Raw genomic sequence first — 21,345 nt, forward strand, 5'->3', positions numbered from 1 at the left:
TATCGTATTTTTACAGCATGTCACAAGAATTAAAACGCCTTAATAAATACCTCAGCGAAGCTGGTTATTGCTCACGTAGAGCAGCTGACCGATTAATAGAAGCTGGAAGAGTTACCATAAACGATGTTGTACCAGAAATGGGCACAAAAGTAGCATCAGAAGATGTTGTAAAAGTTGATGGAGAAATTATTGGCGAACGCAAACAAGATTTTGTTTATCTAGCTTTTAACAAACCTGTAGGGATCGTTTGTACTACAGATACACGTGTTGAAAAGGACAATATTATTGATTACATTAACTACCCAAAGCGTATTTTCCCAATTGGAAGATTAGATAAACCTAGTGAAGGTTTAATTCTACTTACCGATGATGGAGACATTGTAAACAAAATCTTAAGAGCTAGTAATAATCACGAAAAGGAATATATTGTAACCGTTGACACTCCTATTTCGCAGACTTTTATTGAACGCATGTCTGGTGGTATTTATTTAGAAGATTTAGGTAAGCGTACCAAGAAATGCGTGGTTAACAAGATTGATAAATTTACCTTTAGTATAATCCTAACACAAGGCTTAAATCGCCAAATTCGACGTATGTGTGAATACTTGAATTATGAGGTTCAAACCTTAAAACGTGTTCGGATAATGAATATAAAGTTAGACATATCATTAGGTCAGTACAGAGAGCTCACTAAAGAAGAGTTTAAAGAATTAAATACTCTTATAAGTGATTCTGTAAAAACATTTCAACCCAAAACAATAGACAGGTCTAATAACTATTAATCATGGAACTCTCTCCTTTTCATCTGGCAATTCCAGTTCATAATTTAACTGAGTGCAGAAATTTCTATACTAATATTTTGAATTTTGAAGAAGGACGAAGTAGTGATCATTGGGTAGATTATAACTTTTTTGGACATCAGTTAGTTATTCATTACAAAGAGAAACAAACCACAGAAGTTGCCACTAATTTGGTAGATGGAAAAGATGTACCTGTACCACATTTTGGTGTTGTCTTACCTTGGGAAATATTTCAACAATTTGCAGAATTATTAAAGTCTAAAGACATTACTTTTATCATTGAACCTTATATACGATTTGAAGGACAAGTTGGAGAACAAGCCACCATGTTTTTTAAAGATCCTTCTGGCAACGCTCTAGAGTTTAAAGCTTTTAAAGATATGAGTCAGTTATTTGCTAAGTAGATTTTCTTTTTTACCAAAAAGAAAAAACGGTAAATAAATTAAAAGAAATAAAGGAATAATAATCAACTGACCTACCAAAATATAATAGGGCCATTCTCCAAAATAATCTAATAACGACGCTGATTTAGGTTTCTCATTTAAGTAAAAATAATTAGCATTTAAGAGGTAGTTTAATACCATCATTAAGACGACATATACCTGAAGTGCTAAAAAAGATTTGAAAACACTTCTCAGTGTTGGTTTCATTTTCAACTCAAATACAAAATAAAAAATAATGGAAAGTAACCCTAAATGCACTACCCAATATCTAAAATAATCGAAACTAGGAAAACCATGCGTTATATCTGGCGTAATTACAGCCTGTAAAGTGCCTCCTATGATCCAAAACACTAATATTTCGAACATCCAGTACTTCCGGTAGTGTGTAAAAAAAGGAATAAGAAGCGCCATTAAACTACAGAGGTAAAGTGGCAAATCGGTTTTAAAATTATAATTACTGAAAAGTATTCGAGATAGATGAAATCCAATAAGCGTAGTAGAAACCACCCACCCTAAATAGTGAATAGCCTTTTGTTTTTGTTGCTCATTAAAATGTTTCTTAGAATATTTTACTAGAAAAACAGTAAAGCCAATTGCAAAAAGAATGGGAATAATATGCTGAAAACTACCTATCGTTACTTTTGTTTGAACGAAACATAGCCTCAGTAATTCCATATAAAAATATTATCTATTTTCCTGTCTGTGTTGCTCTCTTGCCAATAATGTGTTTTTTAATAACATCGCAATAGTCATTGGGCCAACTCCACCAGGAACTGGTGTAATAAAACTTGCCTTTTTACTAACGTTTTCAAAATCTACATCACCTGTTATATAATAACCTTTTTCAGAATCATCAGCTACACGTGAGATACCAACATCAATAATAACAGCATCATCTTTCACCATTTCTGCTTTTAAAAAATTAGGAATTCCCAATGCTGATATAATAATATCTGCCTGTGATGTAATCTGTGTAATATTCTTGGTGTGGCTATGCGTTAGAGTTACGGTTGAGTTTCCAGGGAAACCTTTTCTACCCATTAGTATACTCATAGGTCGACCAACAATGTGAGAACGACCAATAATCACAGTATGCTTGCCGTCAGTATCCACTCGGTAACGTTCTAAGAGTTCTAAAATCCCAAAAGGTGTAGCAGGAATAAAAGTAGACATATCCAATGCCATTTTCCCAAAATTCATAGGATGAAATCCATCCACATCTTTATTAGGATCTACAGCCATTAATACTTTTTGAGTATTAATTTGACGTGGCAATGGCAACTGTATAATGAAGCCATCGATATCATTATTCTTATTTAATTCTTCAATTTTATCTAACAACTCAATTTCACTCGTTGTACTCGATAAACGCACCATTGTAGACTCAAAACCAACACGCTCACATGCTCTAACTTTACTACCAACATAAGTTAAACTTGCTCCATCATTACCAACAATTACTGCTGCTAAATGCGGAACTTTTTCATCATTTGCTTTCATCTTGTCGACTTCGGCTTTGATTTCGTTTTTAATGTCGTTGCTTATTTTTTTTCCGTCTAAAATTGTCATGCTGTTGGTTATTGTTTTCTAGCAAAAGCGCTATAGCGCTAAGATTTACTTGGTTATATTTAAATATTTAAAAAATCTACGGAATATAGAAACTTAAAATTTCTATTTTGGCATATTCTGCATGGCTTGCATCATACGCTTGCCTCCTCCACCTTGCATCATCTTCATCATTTTACTCATTTGCGTAAATTGCTTTAAGAGTTGATTTACTTCTTGTACTGAAGTACCAGATCCTTTTCCTATACGCTTTTTACGACTTGCGTTTATTACTGATGGATTAGAGCGTTCTTCTGGTGTCATTGAATGAATAATCGCTTCGATACCTTTAAAAGCATCGTCATCAATATCAATATCCTTCATCATTTTTCCTGCTCCAGGAATCATTCCGATAAGATCCTTCATGTTACCCATTTTCTTGATTTGCTGAATCTGTTTTAAGAAATCATCAAACCCAAATTGGTTTTTGGCAATCTTCTTCTGAAGTTTTCTTGCCTCTTCTTCATCAAACTGCTCTTGAGCACGTTCAACTAAAGACACAACATCACCCATGCCTAAAATACGATCTGCCATACGTGATGGATAGAAGACATCAATTGCTTCCATCTTTTCACCAGTACCAATAAATTTAATTGGCTTATTAACTACAGATTTAATAGAAATTGCAGCACCACCTCGTGTATCACCATCCAATTTGGTAAGGATAACACCATCAAAATTTAATATATCATTGAAGGCTTTTGCTGTATTCACAGCATCTTGACCTGTCATAGAATCCACAACAAATAAAGTTTCTTGTGGTTGAATTGCTTTGTGAATATTAGAGATTTCAGTCATCATCGCTTCATCTACCGCTAAACGACCTGCTGTATCAATAATAACAACATTATAACCATTAGCTTTTGCATGAGCAATACCTGCTTGCGAAATCGCTACAGGATCATTATTACCTCTATCGCTAAAAACCTCAACACCTATTTGATCACCTACAACATGTAATTGATCAATTGCAGCAGGACGATAAACATCACAAGCTACTAATAAAGGTTTCTTAGTTTTCTTGTTTTTTAAATAATTGGCAAGCTTACCAGAAAAAGTGGTTTTACCAGACCCTTGAAGACCAGACATTAAAATCACACTTGGGTTTCCAGAAAGATTAATACCTTCTACATCGCCTCCCATTAATTCGGTTAATTCGTCTTTAACGATTTTAACCATTAATTGACCTGGTTGTAATGTTGTTAATACATCTTGACCAAGCGCTTTTTCTTTTACACGTACGGTAAATTCCTTTGCAATTTTAAAGTTAACATCGGCATCTAAAAGTGCACGTCTTACTTCTTTAAGCGTCTCAGCAACATTTACTTCTGTAATGCTACCATGACCTTTTAATACGTGTAACGCTTTATCTAACTTATCACTTAAATTATTGAACATGTTTCTAGTATTCTATTTGCAGCCTGCAACAAAGCAGCCCGTAATTATTTAATAAGCTGCAAATTTAAGAATTTATGAGCGAATTACTAATGAGTTTAAGAATTAGTTTTTAGTTGCAAATGAAGGTTTAAAAAGATGAAATATTACTTAAATTGACTAAATACCTTCAAACAAAAAGAGCTACTCATGGCGAGCAACTCTTTTTAATCAACTTAACTAACTTACTAAAATTACTAACTTTCAGCATTTTCTTTATTCACAGGTTCTATCTAGAACTATTTCATTATTACTATCATTTACGTTATGCAATACTAATTGTTCTGCAGTACATTCTACAACTAACCAACTTCCGTTTATCGCTTGGATATTTGGCCCATTTACATTAGTAAATTCTACAATCACACCATCAATAGTTTGTGTTGTAGACCAATAAGCATCTATTACTGTTGTATCCGTATATATTACTACAATTCCTGAATTTTCTTCGAAATTAAAATTATAACTACCAAGGTTATCACTACCATTATAACTTGTGATGTTCCATTGGCATTCAGTTAAAATACCATCAATATCTCCTTCTGTACAGCTGCCTGAATTACAATCAATAATATTTAATTGAATTGGGAATACTTGATATTCATCACCAATATCTACTCTTGCATATACCGTTTGTTGAGACGTTACAGTATTGGTGAAACTCTGCGGATTTGCGATAGGGTTCACACCTGAATTAGCATCAACTTCTATTTCATAATAAGACATAAAATACTCAGGGCTGATTGTACAGTTTGAAAAAGCAATTGTTAAATCAAAAGTTGCGGCAGTATCATTATTTTCATCACATAGCTCTAAAACAGCATCAAAACTTTGAAAACATTCAAAATAATTACACTCTTCTGTATTTAAATAAACATTAAATATTTGAAAATTTCCACTTTCAGCTTCAATTCTCAAATAAACTTCAGTAGTTAAAGTTCCATATGCTTCTGTGTTTGCTATTGGATTATTATTGTTCTCTGCATCAGCTAATGTTTCGTGAAATGAAGGTGTAAAAGCATATTGACAATCTACTAACCCAATAGTGTTAGCACTTAGATTATAAACAGGCACATTATTAGGTTGATTACATTCTACAATTTCAAAATCTCCAAAACAACTGAAAACATTTTCATTACAAGCTTCAACTATGAGCTCTAATTCTTGTACCGCAAATTCATGTGTTTCTTGATTAAAAACTCTAAAATATATCATTTGAGATGCTAATTCTGTTGGTGTAGTTAGTTGAATATTTAAATAATTAGTAGAAATTATAGCATCGTCATAGGTAGGATGATAACTGCCTGCTATTGGGTAAAGTTCAATACACTCTGAACTTTGTAAACTACTAGTTTCGAAAACAAATGTGGCTATACCATCGTTATTATCATCACATTCTTCAGACAAAACATAGAGACTATAACAATTTAAAAGATCTTGATTATTAACTTCACAAGCTTTTTCTAAAACAATATTATTATCACCATTAACCAAATACAATTCACCTTCTACACATTCTACAACTTGCCATTGTCCATTTAAGGTTTCATATCCTTGTTGAAATGTAAAATCAATAAATATGTTTGTTGAAATGGTCACAAGATCCCAAGTACCAATTGGTGATTCTAAATTACTAACATCCTCAATTAAAACGTCACCATTAGATCCAAAATGAACATAAATAGGAACAAATGAATCCAATAAATTAGTTTGTAATAACCAAGCACACTCCAAAATATCTGCGTTAATATCTTCAACTGAACAACCTAAATCACCTAAACAATCTTGTTCTAATTCGAGTATAGTATTATCTTGAATAATTGTTAATTCGTTTGAGGAATCGTCATCGTCATTACAAGAGATAATTATCCATTCTCCTTCTAAACTATCTTGAAAGGCTGTTAAATTTGAAAATGTAAGTGCAATACCATTATCCGTAGAAGACAAACTCCAATAACCTCCAATTGCAGATGCAGCCATCCCTTCTGAGATTTGCAGCTCTCCATTATCATTAAAAATTAATTGATAGTTATCGTAATTACCTGTACCATCTGTAAAATCCCAAGGACATTCTTGTAAAATACTACTGATATCAGTAATTGAGCAGTCTAAATCATCATCACAATCTTGCTCAAAATACATACCTGTTCCCTCAACTGTGAGATGCTCAAATCTAAGCTCGTCAGCATCACATTCTACCACTAGCCAATTTCCAAATTGCGCTTCGTAGTAATAAAAAGATTCAATATGAAGTTCTAAACCAGCATCTGTTTCATTAATTTCCCAAGAAGTGGTATGTGTTTCTGTAGTAATTCCTTCAATAGTTAGAACACCGTTTTCATTAAAATCAAAAACATAAGGTCCATCTAAATTATCTACATCTTCATTAGTATATAAATACACTTCCCACGGACATTCTATTAAATTTAATACAACCTCATCCTCTAAACAATCATCGCTCTCATCCTCACAAAATTGTTCTGCGTCTTCAATTGCATTTGCTAATTCTTCATTGGTATTAACCTCAATGCTTTCTCCATTGCCATATTCTAAAGTTACAGGAAAATTTAAACTAACAATTAAAGTATTATCATCTTGCTCTAGTTCTTCTAAAAACACGTATAAAGCCTCATCATTTTCAATGACAATGGTTTCAACAAGGTTAAATCCAGAATTAAAAACCGAAAATGAAATTGGATATACAAAATCGGCACATTCAATAACGTCGTTATCATCCTCAACACATGCCTCAATAAAATTTAGAAGTTGATCTTCATTTTCAATTACAATCTCGCTATAATCACTAAATATAACAGTAATAGGGAATATAAAATCTAAGATATCTTCATCAACAGTAACATTACTTAGTAAATCTTCTAGTTCAAATAAATCAGCTTCAGTTTCAATTATAATAGTAATATCACTTAATACAATGGTCACTGGTAATTCTACCGAAAAGCAACTTGCATTATCTAAAAAATCATCTATTGCGCCATCATTAGTAGTAGTTCTGCTCATAAGATTTGCCAAATTAGAACCTGGCACAATAGTTTCTTGCTCATTTTGATCTTCAATTTGAGAAATCTCATCTTGACAAGATGTAAAACAAAAAAGAACAAAAATGAAACTAATTAGAACGTACTTAAAATTGGTTTTCATGGCATTCACACTTTAACTATTTATTATAAAACAGTTTAGTTATAAAAAGTCCTACTCGCAATTATTAAAATATTATTTATAATTTGTGGCACCTTTAAAAAGCTATGAGTAAACCTTTACGAAATAACATTTGCGAATCACAATTATTTGAAAGTATCTATAAAAAACATGCTAAAAACTTGCATGATTTTTTGTATTACAAATTTGGCGAACACTTAAATCCACAAGATCAAGTTCAAGAAGCTTTTATAAAATTGTGGAATAATTGTAGCAAAATTGAACCTAATAAGGCTAAGAGTTATTTATTTACCACAGCAAATAATTTAATGCTAAATGCTTTTGCGCATCAAAAAGTAGTTTTAAAATACAGTAAACAACCTCAAAAACATTCTACCAACGAAACACCAGAATTTGTTTTACAAGAAAAAGAATACCATCAAAAATTACAAAAAGCAATTAGTAACCTTACCGAAGCGCAACGTGTAGCTTTTTTAATGAATAGAGTTGAAGGTAAACGCTTTAAAGAAATAGCCGAACTATTAGATATTTCTGTAAAAGGTGTAGAGAAACGTATATATGGTGCGTTAAAAAAGCTAAGAGAAGATATTGATGAACTTTAAAACTTAAAGATGGTAGGGATTTTTAAACCTTGGCTGTTATATAGTTGAAATCAGAATATGAAAAGAGAAGAACTCATAAAAAAATGGTTAGATAATAACCTAAATCCTGAAGAGCAGAATGCTTTTGAGCAGCTTGAGGATTATAATCAATTGATTAAAATGGATGCGACCTTAAAAGGGTTTAAAGCTCCAGAATTTTCAGTTGACCAAACTTACCAAACTCTAAAACCGCATCTTAAATCTCAGTCATCAAAAACCAATCAATGGTTAAAACCGTTACTTAGAATAGCGGCTGTTTTAGCTATAGGATTTAGTGTTTATTTTTATACTTCAAACTTAGACGAACACATTGAAACTCTTGTTGCACAACAAACAACAATTCAATTACCAGATAACTCTACGGTAGATTTAAATGCGAATTCAACAATAACTTTTAATGAAAACAGCTGGAGTAAAACAAGAGCTGTAACACTAAATGGAGAAGCCTTTTTTAAAGTTGCCAAAGGTGAGAAATTTGATGTTATCACTTCTGACGGAATAGTTAGTGTTTTAGGCACACAGTTTAATGTAAAACAGCGTGAATCTTACTTTGAAGTTACTTGTTACGAAGGTTTAGTTGGCGTTACACACAATAATAAAACCGTAAAATTAAAACCAGGACATACCTTCAAAATTATTGACGGAAAACAACTAACTGCTGATAAAGAAACTGCCGCACAACCTCTTTGGTTGCATGGAGAAAGTAGTTTTAAAAGCGTTCCTTTAAAACATGTGATTGCTGAATTTGAAAATCAATATGATTTACAAATAAATACGGACCAAATAGACACATCGCGTTTATTCACAGGAAGCTTTACGCATAATAATTTAGATTTAGCCTTGAAATCTGTTACAATACCATTAAATTTAAGCTACAGCAAATCAGGAAAATCTATTTTACTAAAGCGTGAATAAAAAATTACTTTGTTTATTTTTTTTCTTTTTAACCATTGCCTCATGTAACCTTGCTTTTAGCCAAGAACAAGAGGAAAAACAACCGCTTGCCAAAATTCTAATAGACATAGAGAAACAATATCACGTAAAGTTTTCTTTTGAAACCAAAACAATTGAAGGCATTTCAATTTCCCCATTATATCCTGAATTATCCTTAGATCAGGTTATCACTCAATTAAAACTCGCTACTCAATTAAATTTTGAAATTTTAAGTGACCGCTTCATCGCAATCACACCAAAAACCTTATCAGAATTACAAAACCAAATTCAGCATTTAGAAGAAGTAGTAGTCATCAATTATCTTACTAAAGGTATTTCTAAAACCAACAACGGAACTATTGAAGCAGATACCAAAGCGTTTGAAATTTTACCTGGATTAATTGAACCCGATGTATTACAAATAGTCCAAAACTTACCAGGAATCATTAGTGTAGACGAACGCATTTCTAACATTAATGTTAGAGGTGGCACCAATGACCAAAATCTTATTTTGTACGAAGGCATAAGAATGTACCAAACAGGTCATTTCTTTGGGTTAATTTCAGCTTTTAATCCTTATTTATCTGAAGATATCACAGTTTCTAAAAACGGGACAAGTGCCAAATTTGGCAATGGAGTCTCAAGCACTATTGCTATAAAAAATGTTGATGAATTAGATAAAAAAACAAGTGGAGGCATTGGCGGAAATCTATTAAGTGTTGATGGTTATGCAAAAATTCCACTCTCAAAAAAAACCGAACTACAATTAGCAGCAAGACGTTCTTATACTGATATTTTGGTTTCTGAAACTTACGATTCTTATTTTGATAGAATTTTTAGAGATTCGGAATTAAACACCACTAATGACAATACTCAATTAGCACTAGATGAACGTTTTTTGTTTCACGATTTTAATGCTAAGTTTTTATACGATATAAACAAAACTTCTAAGTTCCGAATGAACATAATGAACATGTATAATAACTTATATTATAATCAAGTTTTTACCACTTCTGAAAATAATTTTCAAGAAACAAAAAGTCAACTCAATCAAGTAAGTTTTGGAGCCAGCGCTAATTATGCTAAACAATTAAAAAATGAAATCAATATATCTGCTGAAACATATTATTCTCGCTACGTTCTAGATGCAAAAAACAATAACGTGACTAGTAATCAACTTTTAGAACAAGAAAATAAAGTTGAAGATTATGGTTTGCGATTTGATATTTCAAAAGTATTGAGCGCTAGTTTAAAATTAAATTTTGGTTATCAATTTAATGAAGTTGGTGTCACCAATTTAGAAGATGTTATTAATCCTAATTTTACAAGTCTCAAAAAAGAAATAATAAGATCACACGCATTATTTGGTGAAATTGTGCGTTACTCTCAGTCTCGAAATACGTATTTGCGCTTTGGTGCAAGAATCAACTATTTTAGCAAGCTCCAAGAACTTATTATTGAGCCTAGATTTGCATTTAACCAAAAAATATCTGATCACTTTAGGTTAGAAATATTAGGAGAAATTAAAAATCAAGCAATTACTCAAGTTATAGATTTACAGCAAGACTTTCTAGGTATAGAAAAACGACGCTGGCAATTAGCAAATACAAATAACACTCCATTAGTTAAAAGCCAACAAGTATCTGCTGGTATTAGCTACAATCATAATAACCTCTTAGTTTCACTTGAAGGCTATTACAAAAATGTTAGTAATATTACAGCCCAAAGCCAAGGGTTTCAAAATCAATTTCAATTTACAAATGATATTGGCTCATATACTGTTAAAGGCATTGACTTTTTAATTAATAAACGTATTAGTAATTTTAGCACTTGGTTAAGCTACTCTTATAGTAAAAACGATTATCATTTTGAGAATTTAAACGACGGAAATTCTTTCCCAAACACCATAGATTTACAACATGTTGCCAATGCTTCTTTAACTTACAACTATAATAATTTTAAAGTTGGCTTTGGTATTAATTGGCATTCAGGCAGACCATTTACAACACCATCATCATTGCAAGACGAAAGCAACATGGTAGTAGAATACAGCGAACCAAATAGTAGAAGACTACCAGCTTATTTTAGAACCGATATTTCTGCGATTTATAATTTTTCAATTTCAAAAGGTGTAAAAGCAGATATAGGAGCTTCAGTTTGGAATATTTTTAACCAAACCAACATTATCAATCGCTATTACAGTTTAGATGCTGAAGATTCACTTATAAAAATTGATAACCGTTCTTTAAAAATCACACCAAATTTTAGTTTTAGAATCAATTTTTAATGGTTTAATGCTATTATTGTAGTACCAACCAACTATAACCAATGCATTATAAAAACTATTTCGGTTTATTTATAGTACTCACTATAATTGTTTTTTATCAAAATTGTTTCTCCCAAACACCTTCTACTAGCGAGAACAATTCACTGTTTTTTATACCTGAAATTCTCATCGGAAAAACGCTAGAAGCAAATACCGATTTCCCAGAAACCAAACTTCAAAAAAACTTATTCCTTAGTATCGGACGCTATAATTTTAGTCAAAACAAAGAATGGGCTGCGAGATTAAACTACCCAAAAACAGGTATTTCATTTGGCTACACTGATTTTGGAAATTCAGAAAAAGTGGGCCAAGCGTACTCAATATTACCATTTATTGAGTTTTCAATTTTAAAAAGCCATATTGAAGGCTTAAACTTACAAATTGGTTTTGGTAGCTCATATATGAATACACAATATGAAGAGATTAGTAATGAATTCAATAGGGCTATAACCACTAAAATCAATTGGTCCTTTAGGTCTTTTGTATATTATGATATGTTTAAATCTAACGCTACAGATTGGCGATTTGGATTGGGTTATTTGCATCATTCTAATGGACACACCAATTTACCAAACCAAGGTTTAAATTCATTAGCAGCAAGTATCTCCGCTAAAATCGACCACAAAAAATCAAGTAGTTATACGTTTGAAGAACCAAATTTCAGGGCTAAATCTCAAATGTATTTTGATTTTAGATTTGGTTTAGGACAAAATGTACTTTCAACACATTTCAACACTAAAAAAGAGGTGTATTCTATTGCTGCTTCTGCAGGAAAAATTATTAATAACACCTTTAAATTTGGTGGAGGATTTTACTATAGGTTCTACGAGCATTATTATGATTATATAAAAAACAACGAAGCTTTAGTTGCAGAACAAGTACCACACTTCACAGATAATCCTTATGGTTATGCAACCACTTTTGGGCTATTTGCAACCTCAGAATTATTACTAGACCATATTGGTATTGAATTCAATCTTGGATTAAACATTTATAAACCATTTTATAAAATAGACTGGCAACTTAACCAAGGTTATTCTTATGATTTAGAAAATGGAGAAACCGTAGAAGTGTTAGGAGAATTAGATTGGTATTACGAAATTAAACGAACCGTTTCTGCCAGATTGGGTTTAAAATATTACTTATGGTCTACCAATAAAGCACCAAAATACAATGCTTACATCGGAGCACATATAAACGCTAATTTGGGTCAGGCAGATTTTACAGAATTAAGCATTGGTTACGAATATCGTTTTGGTTTAAAAGAAAAACATAAATGATATAAAGAAACTGCATACTAAAGAATAAGCTTCTCTTATATCATTTATGTAATTTACCATACTAGCAATAACTATGCTTTGCCATTAGAAGAGTTTTTGATTTCACGTTTTTTCTGCTTTTCAATATTTTTTCTGATTTTATCAATGGCAGACTCAATAGATTTGTCTGGCTCTATGAGATTATATTCACCCCAAAAATCGGGATCAGAAAATCCTGAAATAGCATCTGTAATTATTACGCTTGGTTTTAATTTATCTTTATTTTTTATTTTTTTATCCGCTACATTAACTTCCCAATCCGTTACAGCCATTTCACTTGCCAACGTATAAACCTTATTGAAAAGCTCACGTTTTTTATTTATTTTAAATTTTAAGCTTAAATTAGAATAACTGTAATACCACTTATTTCCGTTTTCTTTATAATCTACTTTATAGTTAGCCTCTAATGGATAAACCTCAATGTCTCTAGGCTTCTTTCTTACCATTAAGTTTTTCGTTTTACTCTTATTACTTAAATCCAAACTGTAATTTGCACTTACTAAAGCTAACGATTCTACGTCTATAAAAAGTTTACCTATATAATTAACATCTTGGAAAGAATTCTTTGGGCTAAAATTTATAACATATACATTTCTATTATTAATCGTTGAAGGATTATCAAAAGAGAAATTGTAAGTCCCAATACTTTGGTCTGTAAAAATATATTCCGGATATTTCATTATATCTATATATACCGTTGAAAATGGACCACCTTGCAATTTAACCGAAACAGTATCTAAACGGGTGTAATCTGTACTTTTCCGAGCTTTACCTAACTGAATAGCATCACGCTGATCTGAACTTATTGGCTGTTTTAAAATATTAACTATAGCTTCTGTTAACGACACATTTCTATTTCTGCGTTTTATGGTTTCTCTATAAAAGGCAGTCATCAAAACACTTGCTTCCTCCAAGTTCTTGTTTTTATCATCAAATACTTTTCTTACCAAACTCTCAGCATCCTTATAGGCTGAAATACTCACTGCAGACAATTCCGTGACTGCCATATATAATTTTATAGTATTGTCTGTGGTTGATAGTTCAGATAATGGAACCACGTAACTGTTGTAACCCAACAATGAAATTATCACTTTAGAATTTGAATAATTATTAGGTACTTTTAAAGTGAATTCTCCTTCCGAATTTGTAATGGTGCTAATATTGGTTGCATTAATATTTAAACTAGCTGCTTCTAAAATCTTATTAGAGCGACCATCAATCACCTTACCATTATATTCGGTAAAACCTGTCTGAGCATGCATAGAAAATGCAATAAATAATATTGAAATTAATGTAATAGCGCAACGCTTTAAAGTGTGAGATTTTTCCATAACAGTAAGTTTTAATGAACGGTTTAACAATTACTAAGATACGACAAAAGCCACTTTTCACTTAAAAATCAATTCATTAAACCGTAAACAATTATTATTATTCACTTTTTTGATTTACGAAACGCAGATGGAGTTTGCTCAACAAACTTAGTAAACGCCTTATAAAATGTTACTTTATTATTAAAACCACTTTCTAAAGCAATGGCCTCAATTTTATAATTACCATATTTAGGATCGTGCAATAATTGTTTAGCAATTTCTATTCGATGCTTATTGACGTAGTCGTTAAAATTCTCAGAAATGAGTTCAGAAAATGTTTGAGAAACATGATGTTGTTTTTCATTAAGTTGTTTACTCAGATCCGAAATATTAAAACTTCCATCTAAAAACATCTGATCTTTTTTAAAAGCCTTTTGAATTTTAGATTGAATACGAAGCATATCTTTTTCACTTAGATTTGAAGCAAAATATTTCTTTTTAATCTGAAGTAAGAACTCTGGATTTTTAACCAAAAAATACCCAACACCAAAAATTAAAAAAGTAAGCAATACATAATACCAAGCAAAATCTCGCCAACCATCTGCAAAATGGGTTAAATAAGAAATCAAAATTGAAGAACAAACATAAGCCACTACTAAAAACACTGCATATTGAAACCGCTTTGCCGATAACACTGTACGATTTAGATATAGAAAGACAGAGGAACTAATGGCATAAATCATCATCTGAAAGGCCAACAAGTAATTCCAAAACATGGTTCTTGTTAAAAAATGAGCATTAATATATTCACTTCTAATGTTTCCTTCCATGAGTAAAACATCTCCATAACCTAACCAAAAAACAAGAATTGGAAGTAAATGCAATGCATCTATTGCTCGTAATCGTTTCTTATTTAAAATAAGACATTGTAAGTGAATAAAAACTAGAGGACCAAAGAGAAAAGCTATTTCATAATAAAACCAACTTTTAAACTCAGGATGTAGATTAACTAACTCACCAGAGCCAAATAAGAATAATAAAATATGACATCCAACAAAGGCAATAAGTAAGGATAATGTTAGACTCCTAAGTTGTCTCGATTTAAAAAACACACCTCCAGCTACAAAAAATGCAACAAATACTTGCGCAAACAATATGTAACGAACAATATTCAAAATGTGTCTTTAATGAGTTGACACAAGTTAAGCTATATTTTTTAGTTATTCAAAACTACATGCGCTCTGGCACTTGAATCCCTAATACCTGAAATGCATTTTTAATAGTTTGACTCACCACTTTAGATAAGCCCACTCTAAAACTCTTTTCTACCTCTGAATCAGCTCCAAGAATAGAAACATTTTGATAGAATGAATTAAACTCCTTAACCAATTCGTAAGTGTAATTAGCAATTAAAGCTGGACTGTGTTGTTCTGCCGCATTTTGAATTATTTCTGGAAATAACTCTAATTGTTTAATCAATTGTTTTTCTTTATCGTGCAAAACAATTTCATCATTAGATGACGTTTCTGCGACGTTATTAGAATCTGCCTTTCTTAAAATAGACTGAATTCTCGCATAAGTATACTGAATAAAAGGACCTGTATTTCCTTGAAAATCGATAGACTCTTTAGGATCAAATAAAATTCGTTTTTTAGGATCTACTTTTAAAATATAGTATTTCAAAGCACCTAAACCAATGGTTTTATAAAGGGCTTGCTTCTCTTCCTCGTTATATTCTTCAAGCTTTCCAAGTTCTTTAGAAATTTCCTCAGCTGTAACTGCCATTTCTTGAATTAAATCATCAGCATCTACAACAGTTCCTTCTCTACTCTTCATTTTTCCGCTTGGTAAATCTACCATTCCGTAACTTAAGTGGAATAGATTTTTTGCCCAATCGAAGCCTAATTTTTTTAAGATTAAAAATAAAACTTTAAAGTGGTAATCTTGCTCGTTACCAACTGTATAAACCATACCTCCAACATCTGGATAATCTTTAATACGTTGAATAGCTGTTCCGATATCTTGCGTCATGTAAACAGCTGTACCATCGCTACGCAATACTATTTTCTCATCTAATCCATCTTCAGTTAAATCACACCAAACAGAACCATCTTCTTTCTTAAAAAAGACACCCGTTTTTAATCCTTCTGCAACAAACTCTTTTCCTAACAAATAAGTATTACTCTCGTAATAATACGTGTCAAAATCAACACCAATATTTTTGTAAGTTACCTCAAAACCATCATAAACCCATTGGTTCATTTTTTTCCAAAGCGCAACGACATCCTCATCTCCTGCCTCCCATTTAATCAACATTTCTTGTGCTTCTAATAATAATGGAGCATTCTTCTTGGCTTCTTCTTCAGATTGACCTTGAGCAACTAATTCTGCAATTTCAGCTTTATATTCTTGGTCGAATTTCACATAATAATTACCAACCAATTTATCACCTTTCAAATCTTTAGTTGGAGCTTCATTATTTCCAAATTTCTGATAAGCCAACATACTCTTACAAATATGAATACCTCTATCATTAATAATTTGAGTCTTGTAAACTTTCTTTCCTGAAGCTTTTAAAATTTCGGCAACACTATAACCTAAAAGAACATTTCTAACGTGTCCAAGATGCAAAGGCTTATTGGTATTTGGTGACGAATACTCTACCATAATAGCTTTATCGTCTTTTTGCTCAACAAAACCATATTTAGAATCTTCTTTTATAGCTTGAAAGAAATTGAGATAATAAGAATCACTAATCTCAATATTTAAAAACCCTTTAACCACGTTAAATCCTTTTACCAAATCTACTTGATCTAACAAATACTGACCAATTTGTTCTCCTATAACTGCAGGATTTCCTTTTACTACACGTAACATTGGGAATACAACCACTGTAATATCTCCTGCAAACTCTTTACGAGTAGCTTGAAATTCTACGGATTCTAAGTCTGATTGAAACAACGCTTTTATCGCTGCTTTTACGTGTAATTCTAGAGTATCTTGAAGATTCATAATCTGCCTTATTGTAGTATTTTAAAACGCTTGCAAAGATAATGGTTTTATTGTTTTATTAGGATTCTATAAAGACATTATTACTTAACTTTGGAAGTCGTCTAATAAATTGAAGAAAGACGGTACTCCAAAATAACTATTCAACATGAAATTATTAAAATACGTGCTTTCGGTAATCATTATTGTTTTGGTTTCATGCTCTAAAAAGGATGACAACACTAATAGCCCAATGGTTACAGAAACCTTTTATAAAGGAATGGATTTATCTTTTCAAAGTGAATTAGAAGATTACAATGTGCCATATAAAGACGCAAACGGAAACGCTGTAGAGCTACTCGATTTTGTTAAATCTAAAGGCACAAATCTAATTCGTTTAAAACTATGGCACACTCCGCAAGATGGACAAAACAGCTTAGAAGATGTAAAATCTTATGCTCAGCGCATTAAAACTAAAGAGATGAACTTCCTTCTCGATTTTCACTACAGCGACTTTTGGGCAGATCCTGGAACACAAACACCTCCTGCTGCATGGCAAAACTTAGAGATAGAAGATTTAAAGGCGGCTATTTATAATTATACTAAAAATGTGGTTCAACAATTAAAGGCACAAAATACTTTACCAGAAATAATTCAAATTGGTAATGAAACCGACAGCGGCTTTCTTTGGGATTATGGTAAGGTTTGGAATGAATTTAATGATAACTGGGTTAACTACGCTGATTTAGTTACCGAAGCCATTAGAGCTGTTAGAGAAGTTGATACTGAAGGTAAAGTTAAAATAATGTTACACCATAGTAGTGTAGAAAATTCTATTTACTTTTTTAATGAGCTTCAAACTTATAATCTCGATTTTGACATAATTGGCTTGTCATACTACCCTCAATTTCAAACCAAAGACTTAGATGTGGTCGCTTCTAAATTAAACACCTTAGCAACAACATTTGATAAAGAAATTTTAATGGTGGAAGTTGCCTATCCGTTTACGTTACAATGGAATGACAATCTAACAAACTACATTGGTAGTATAAATCAAACTATTCCAGAATTTGCACCAACACCTCAAGGACAAAAAGCATACTTAGAATGGTTGATTAATACAATTAAAAATATTCCGAATAATAAAGGCATAGGATTTTGTTATTGGGCCCCAGATTGGGTAGCCTTTAACGGTAACGAAACCACCTCAACAAATGGCACGTCTTGGGAGAATCAATGTGTGTTTGATTTCAATTTAAAAGCACTACCAATACTAGACGCTTTTAACACTAACTAACTAAAAAACAACACCCTAACAAAAACGTGCATTTCATCGACAAAACAGCTATACTCCCATGATTTTTACCGTTAATCGATAGGTGGATTTTTTCTAAAAATAATATTGACCGTTCATCTAATTTATTAGTATTAAGACCTAAATATTAGCATATTTGTATACATAGTAGCACTTTTGGTAGGCTATTAATCAATGTCCCAAACATTAATGAAGCTTGATGATCAAACTTTAACTAAGTTGTTATTGTTTTGTGTTAACTTACTTTTTTTATCCCTCTATAAAAGTTTTTCGCACCAAAACAGCGCAATTCATTTTAATACTATATTAAGATGAAACAGATACTAACATTAGCTGTTTGTCTTATATCGTTTGCTATTTTTTCGCAAGATGAAAAAATAGATGAACTGACGGTTCAGTTGACATATCTAAACCCAGATTCTACAAAAGTAGATAAGTCGCTTATTCTCATTAGTAAACTTTATGACGTTAAAGATTATGACAAAGCTTTGCTTTACGTTAACCAAACTTCAAAGCTTGCAAAAGATTTAAATTATATTAAAGGACTTGCTGAAAGCAACTACTATAGAGCATTAATCTACACAGAACATAACGACTATTTTAATGCTATAGATAACTACAAAAAATCTAGAGATTTATACCTTCAAATCAGCGATACCTTAGGCGTTGCAAAAGTGAGTAATAGTATAGGTTTAGTAGAAATTAGACGTGGAAATTATGCTATTGGGTTACAAAACTCATTATCTGCAATCGATATTTTTGAAAAGCAACATCTTCAAGATGAATTGAGTACAGCTTACAATAATTTAGCTGAGGCTTATCACAAAACAAATCAAATTGATAAAGCAATTGAATTTAATTTTAAAGCTTTAGAAGTCAGAAAACAAATTCAGGACAAAAATGGGATTAAATCTTCAACTAAAAATATTGCTGAACTATACTCTTTATTAAAAGAGCATAGAAAAGCAATTGAATATTATGAAAAAGCTTTAGATATTTTAAATCCAAAAACCGATCAGGATTTACGTGGTGAAATACTTCCTAAATTAGGTAGTGAATATTTGCGTTTTAAAGAATATGATAAAGCGTCTGAATACTTAGTTGAAGGCTTAAAATACAATCGTAAACAAGACAATAAAGAAGGCGTTTTAAGAGCATTGAATGCAATAGGAAATCTTAATCTTCAAAAGAAGAAAGTTAAACTAGCCGAAAAACAACTTAATGAAGCGTATGCAATTGCTCAAAAAACAAATAACAAAACTGAACTTTTAGAAAATTACAAACTCCATATTGCCTTAGACTCTACTCGTGGCTATTTTCAAAATGCTTTCTTTTGGCAGAATAAGTTTTATAATTTAAAAGACTCACTTTCAAAAATAGACCAACCTGTTTTTCCAACAGATGTTGCAGCTTTAGATTTAATTACAAAAAACAACACAGAAACTAACAGTAGTAATCCTTTAAAATCAAATCAACAAACACCACTTTTAAAATCATCAACAAATTGGCTTAATAATCCTTATATTATATACGGTGCAATTGGTCTTTTTACATTACTAACTGCTCTTTTAATCTTTAGTTTCATAAAAGCAAAATCTCATAGAGAGGAATTAGAGATACAAAAGGAAAGATTTGCAGAAGAGCTAGTAAGAACGGATGCTATTTTAGAACAAACACATCACTTAGAGGAAGTAAACCAAGTAAAGGATAAACTTTTCTCTATTGTTTCGCATGACTTAAAAGATTCTATTTCCTCTATTAAAGCATTTTTAGATTTACTAAAAGAAGGTAGCATTTCTAAAGACGAGTTTTACGAACTGATTCCAGAATTAAGCGAGAACGCGAATAACGCATCTTCACTTTTATTTAATTTATTAAACTGGTCTAAATCTCAAATGCAAAATTTAGAACCAAAACCAGAATTGTTTAATATCCAAGATGTTTTTCATTCTAAAATGGCATTAGTAGAACAAAAAGTTGAAGACAAAAGGATTGTTCTTATTGATGAATCACAACGCGATTTTATTTACGCAGATCGCAGTATGGTTGAGATTGTAATTCAGAATTTAATTACAAACGCAGTTAAATTTAGCAGAACAGGTGATGTCATTACCATTTCTAATATCGATGTAAACGGTAAAGCTTTAATCTGTATTGAAGATTCTGGAGTTGGTATTGCTAAAGATAATATTGATAAATTATTTGCTGCACATAAAAACTTCACAACTACCGGAACTAAAAATGAAAAAGGAACTGGTTTAGGCTTAACTATAGCCAAAGACTTGGTAGAATTAAACAATGGTAGAATTTGGGTAGAAAGTACGCAAAACGTTGGTAGTAAATTCTTTGTTGAGCTACCAAAAGCAGAGTCTAAGGTTTAATTAATTTTACATATATTTAGCTTCTAAACTAAAGTTTTATGAAGCACTTTTTTCCTTTAATTATTATTTTATCACTAGTTTTCAATTGTAAAAATAATACCAAACCCGAAGTTAAAGAAGATAGTGAACTCAAAGAATTATTTGCTCTAATGCAAGGGTCTTTTAATTCTGAAATTCAAGCAGAAGTAGATTCTACATATTACAATATTTCATTACACATGTATCCCATTTGGGAAAATAAAGGCCATTTTCTTTATGTAGAACAGGCTCTAACAAGCACGCCAAAGAAACCTTATCGCCAGCGCATATACGAAGTTAAAAGAGACTCAGACAGCACATTTAGTTCTGCTATATACAAGTTAGATGTGGATTCTCTATGGATTGGTAAATGGAAAAATCCAAAAGCTTTTGATTCTATCTCTTTAAATAATATTGCTTTAAAAGAAGGTTGCGAAGTTATTCTTAAGCGCATAGCTCCAAATCAATTTATCGGAAAAACAGGAGATGACACTTGTATAAGCACCATGAGAGGAGCTTCTTATGCACGAAGTGAAGTAGAAATATTAGAAGACAAAATTATTTCTTGGGATCGTGGTTTTGATGCCAATGGAGAATACGTTTGGGGAGCAGAAAAAGCGGGTTATATTTTTAATAAAATCGATTAACAATTACA

The 21,345-nt window shown here is 31.6% G+C and carries 16 protein-coding genes; 9 read left to right on the forward strand and 7 right to left on the reverse strand.

Going from position 1 to position 21,345, the window contains the following annotated elements:
- Positions 1-17 precede the first annotated feature (17 nt).
- On the forward strand, positions 18-782 hold the full coding sequence (locus DFQ10_RS16190) for a pseudouridine synthase (RefSeq protein ID WP_115818495.1): 765 nt from the start codon (positions 18-20) through the stop codon (positions 780-782).
- Positions 782-1,204 (forward strand): VOC family protein, encoded by a 423-nt coding sequence (locus DFQ10_RS16195; RefSeq protein ID WP_115818496.1) that lies wholly within the window; start codon positions 782-784, stop codon positions 1,202-1,204. Before DFQ10_RS16190 ends, DFQ10_RS16195 begins: the two co-directional genes overlap by 1 nt.
- On the opposite strand, the gene DFQ10_RS16200 is transcribed toward DFQ10_RS16195, so the two are convergent.
- The 4 genes from DFQ10_RS16200 to DFQ10_RS16215 form a co-directional block, all read right to left on the reverse strand.
- Entirely contained in the window at positions 1,190-1,918 is a 729-nt protein-coding gene (locus tag DFQ10_RS16200; RefSeq protein WP_115818497.1) for a YwaF family protein, read from the reverse strand. The genes DFQ10_RS16195 and DFQ10_RS16200 overlap by 15 nt on opposite strands.
- A gap of 9 nt (positions 1,919-1,927) precedes the next feature.
- Positions 1,928-2,812: a bifunctional 5,10-methylenetetrahydrofolate dehydrogenase/5,10-methenyltetrahydrofolate cyclohydrolase gene (locus DFQ10_RS16205; protein WP_115818498.1), complete on the reverse strand. Its 885-nt coding sequence runs from the start codon at positions 2,810-2,812 to the stop codon at positions 1,928-1,930.
- Between the two features lie 102 nt (positions 2,813-2,914).
- The gene (gene ffh / locus DFQ10_RS16210; protein ID WP_115818499.1) at positions 2,915-4,246 is read right to left on the reverse strand and encodes a signal recognition particle protein; all 1,332 of its coding nucleotides are present in this window, start codon (positions 4,244-4,246) and stop codon (positions 2,915-2,917) included.
- Positions 4,247-4,498: 252 nt separating this feature from the next.
- On the reverse strand, positions 4,499-7,441 hold the full coding sequence (locus tag DFQ10_RS16215; protein WP_115818500.1) for a hypothetical protein: 2,943 nt from the start codon (positions 7,439-7,441) through the stop codon (positions 4,499-4,501).
- A 104-nt stretch (positions 7,442-7,545) separates the two neighbouring features.
- Between DFQ10_RS16215 and DFQ10_RS16220 the strand changes: the two genes are divergently transcribed.
- From DFQ10_RS16220 to DFQ10_RS16235, 4 genes are read left to right on the forward strand one after another with little or no spacing between them, the layout of a single operon-like run.
- The gene (locus DFQ10_RS16220) at positions 7,546-8,061 is read left to right on the forward strand and encodes an RNA polymerase sigma factor (protein WP_115818501.1); all 516 of its coding nucleotides are present in this window, start codon (positions 7,546-7,548) and stop codon (positions 8,059-8,061) included.
- 57 nt (positions 8,062-8,118) lie between these two features.
- On the forward strand, positions 8,119-9,015 hold the full coding sequence (locus DFQ10_RS16225) for a FecR family protein (RefSeq protein WP_115818502.1): 897 nt from the start codon (positions 8,119-8,121) through the stop codon (positions 9,013-9,015).
- A complete protein-coding gene (locus DFQ10_RS16230) occupies positions 9,008-11,320 on the forward strand; it encodes a TonB-dependent receptor plug domain-containing protein (protein ID WP_115818503.1) in 2,313 nt (770 codons plus the stop codon). Before DFQ10_RS16225 ends, DFQ10_RS16230 begins: the two co-directional genes overlap by 8 nt.
- A 41-nt stretch (positions 11,321-11,361) precedes the next feature.
- Complete coding sequence (locus DFQ10_RS16235) at positions 11,362-12,639, forward strand: acyloxyacyl hydrolase (protein WP_115818504.1); 1,278 nt, start codon at positions 11,362-11,364, stop codon at positions 12,637-12,639.
- Between the two features lie 71 nt (positions 12,640-12,710).
- On the opposite strand, the gene DFQ10_RS16240 is transcribed toward DFQ10_RS16235, so the two are convergent.
- From DFQ10_RS16240 to argS, 3 genes are all read right to left on the reverse strand, one after another.
- Complete coding sequence (locus DFQ10_RS16240) at positions 12,711-14,009, reverse strand: carboxypeptidase-like regulatory domain-containing protein (protein ID WP_115818505.1); 1,299 nt, start codon at positions 14,007-14,009, stop codon at positions 12,711-12,713.
- A gap of 101 nt (positions 14,010-14,110) precedes the next feature.
- Positions 14,111-15,163, reverse strand: coding sequence for a helix-turn-helix domain-containing protein (locus tag DFQ10_RS16245; RefSeq protein ID WP_147299240.1), 1,053 nt, complete (start codon positions 15,161-15,163; stop codon positions 14,111-14,113).
- A gap of 55 nt (positions 15,164-15,218) precedes the next feature.
- Entirely contained in the window at positions 15,219-17,000 is a 1,782-nt protein-coding gene (gene argS, locus DFQ10_RS16250) for an arginine--tRNA ligase (RefSeq protein WP_115818507.1), read from the reverse strand.
- A gap of 145 nt (positions 17,001-17,145) precedes the next feature.
- On the opposite strand from argS, the gene DFQ10_RS16255 reads away from it, so the two are divergent.
- The 3 genes from DFQ10_RS16255 to DFQ10_RS16265 all read left to right on the forward strand — a co-directional run bounded on the left by DFQ10_RS16255 (position 17,146) and on the right by DFQ10_RS16265 (position 21,337).
- A complete protein-coding gene (locus DFQ10_RS16255) occupies positions 17,146-18,273 on the forward strand; it encodes a glycoside hydrolase family 53 protein (RefSeq protein WP_115818508.1) in 1,128 nt (375 codons plus the stop codon).
- Positions 18,274-18,602: 329 nt separating this feature from the next.
- Positions 18,603-20,672 carry a tetratricopeptide repeat-containing sensor histidine kinase gene (locus tag DFQ10_RS16260; RefSeq protein WP_115818509.1) on the forward strand — a complete coding sequence of 690 codons (2,070 nt, stop codon included), beginning with the start codon at positions 18,603-18,605 and terminating at the stop codon, positions 20,670-20,672.
- Between the two features lie 38 nt (positions 20,673-20,710).
- A complete protein-coding gene (locus DFQ10_RS16265) occupies positions 20,711-21,337 on the forward strand; it encodes a chromophore lyase CpcT/CpeT (RefSeq protein ID WP_115818510.1) in 627 nt (208 codons plus the stop codon).
- Positions 21,338-21,345: the final 8 nt, after the last annotated feature.

The sequence above is a fragment of the Winogradskyella eximia genome (assembly GCF_003386165.1).
Lineage (GTDB): Bacteria > Bacteroidota > Bacteroidia > Flavobacteriales > Flavobacteriaceae > Winogradskyella > Winogradskyella eximia.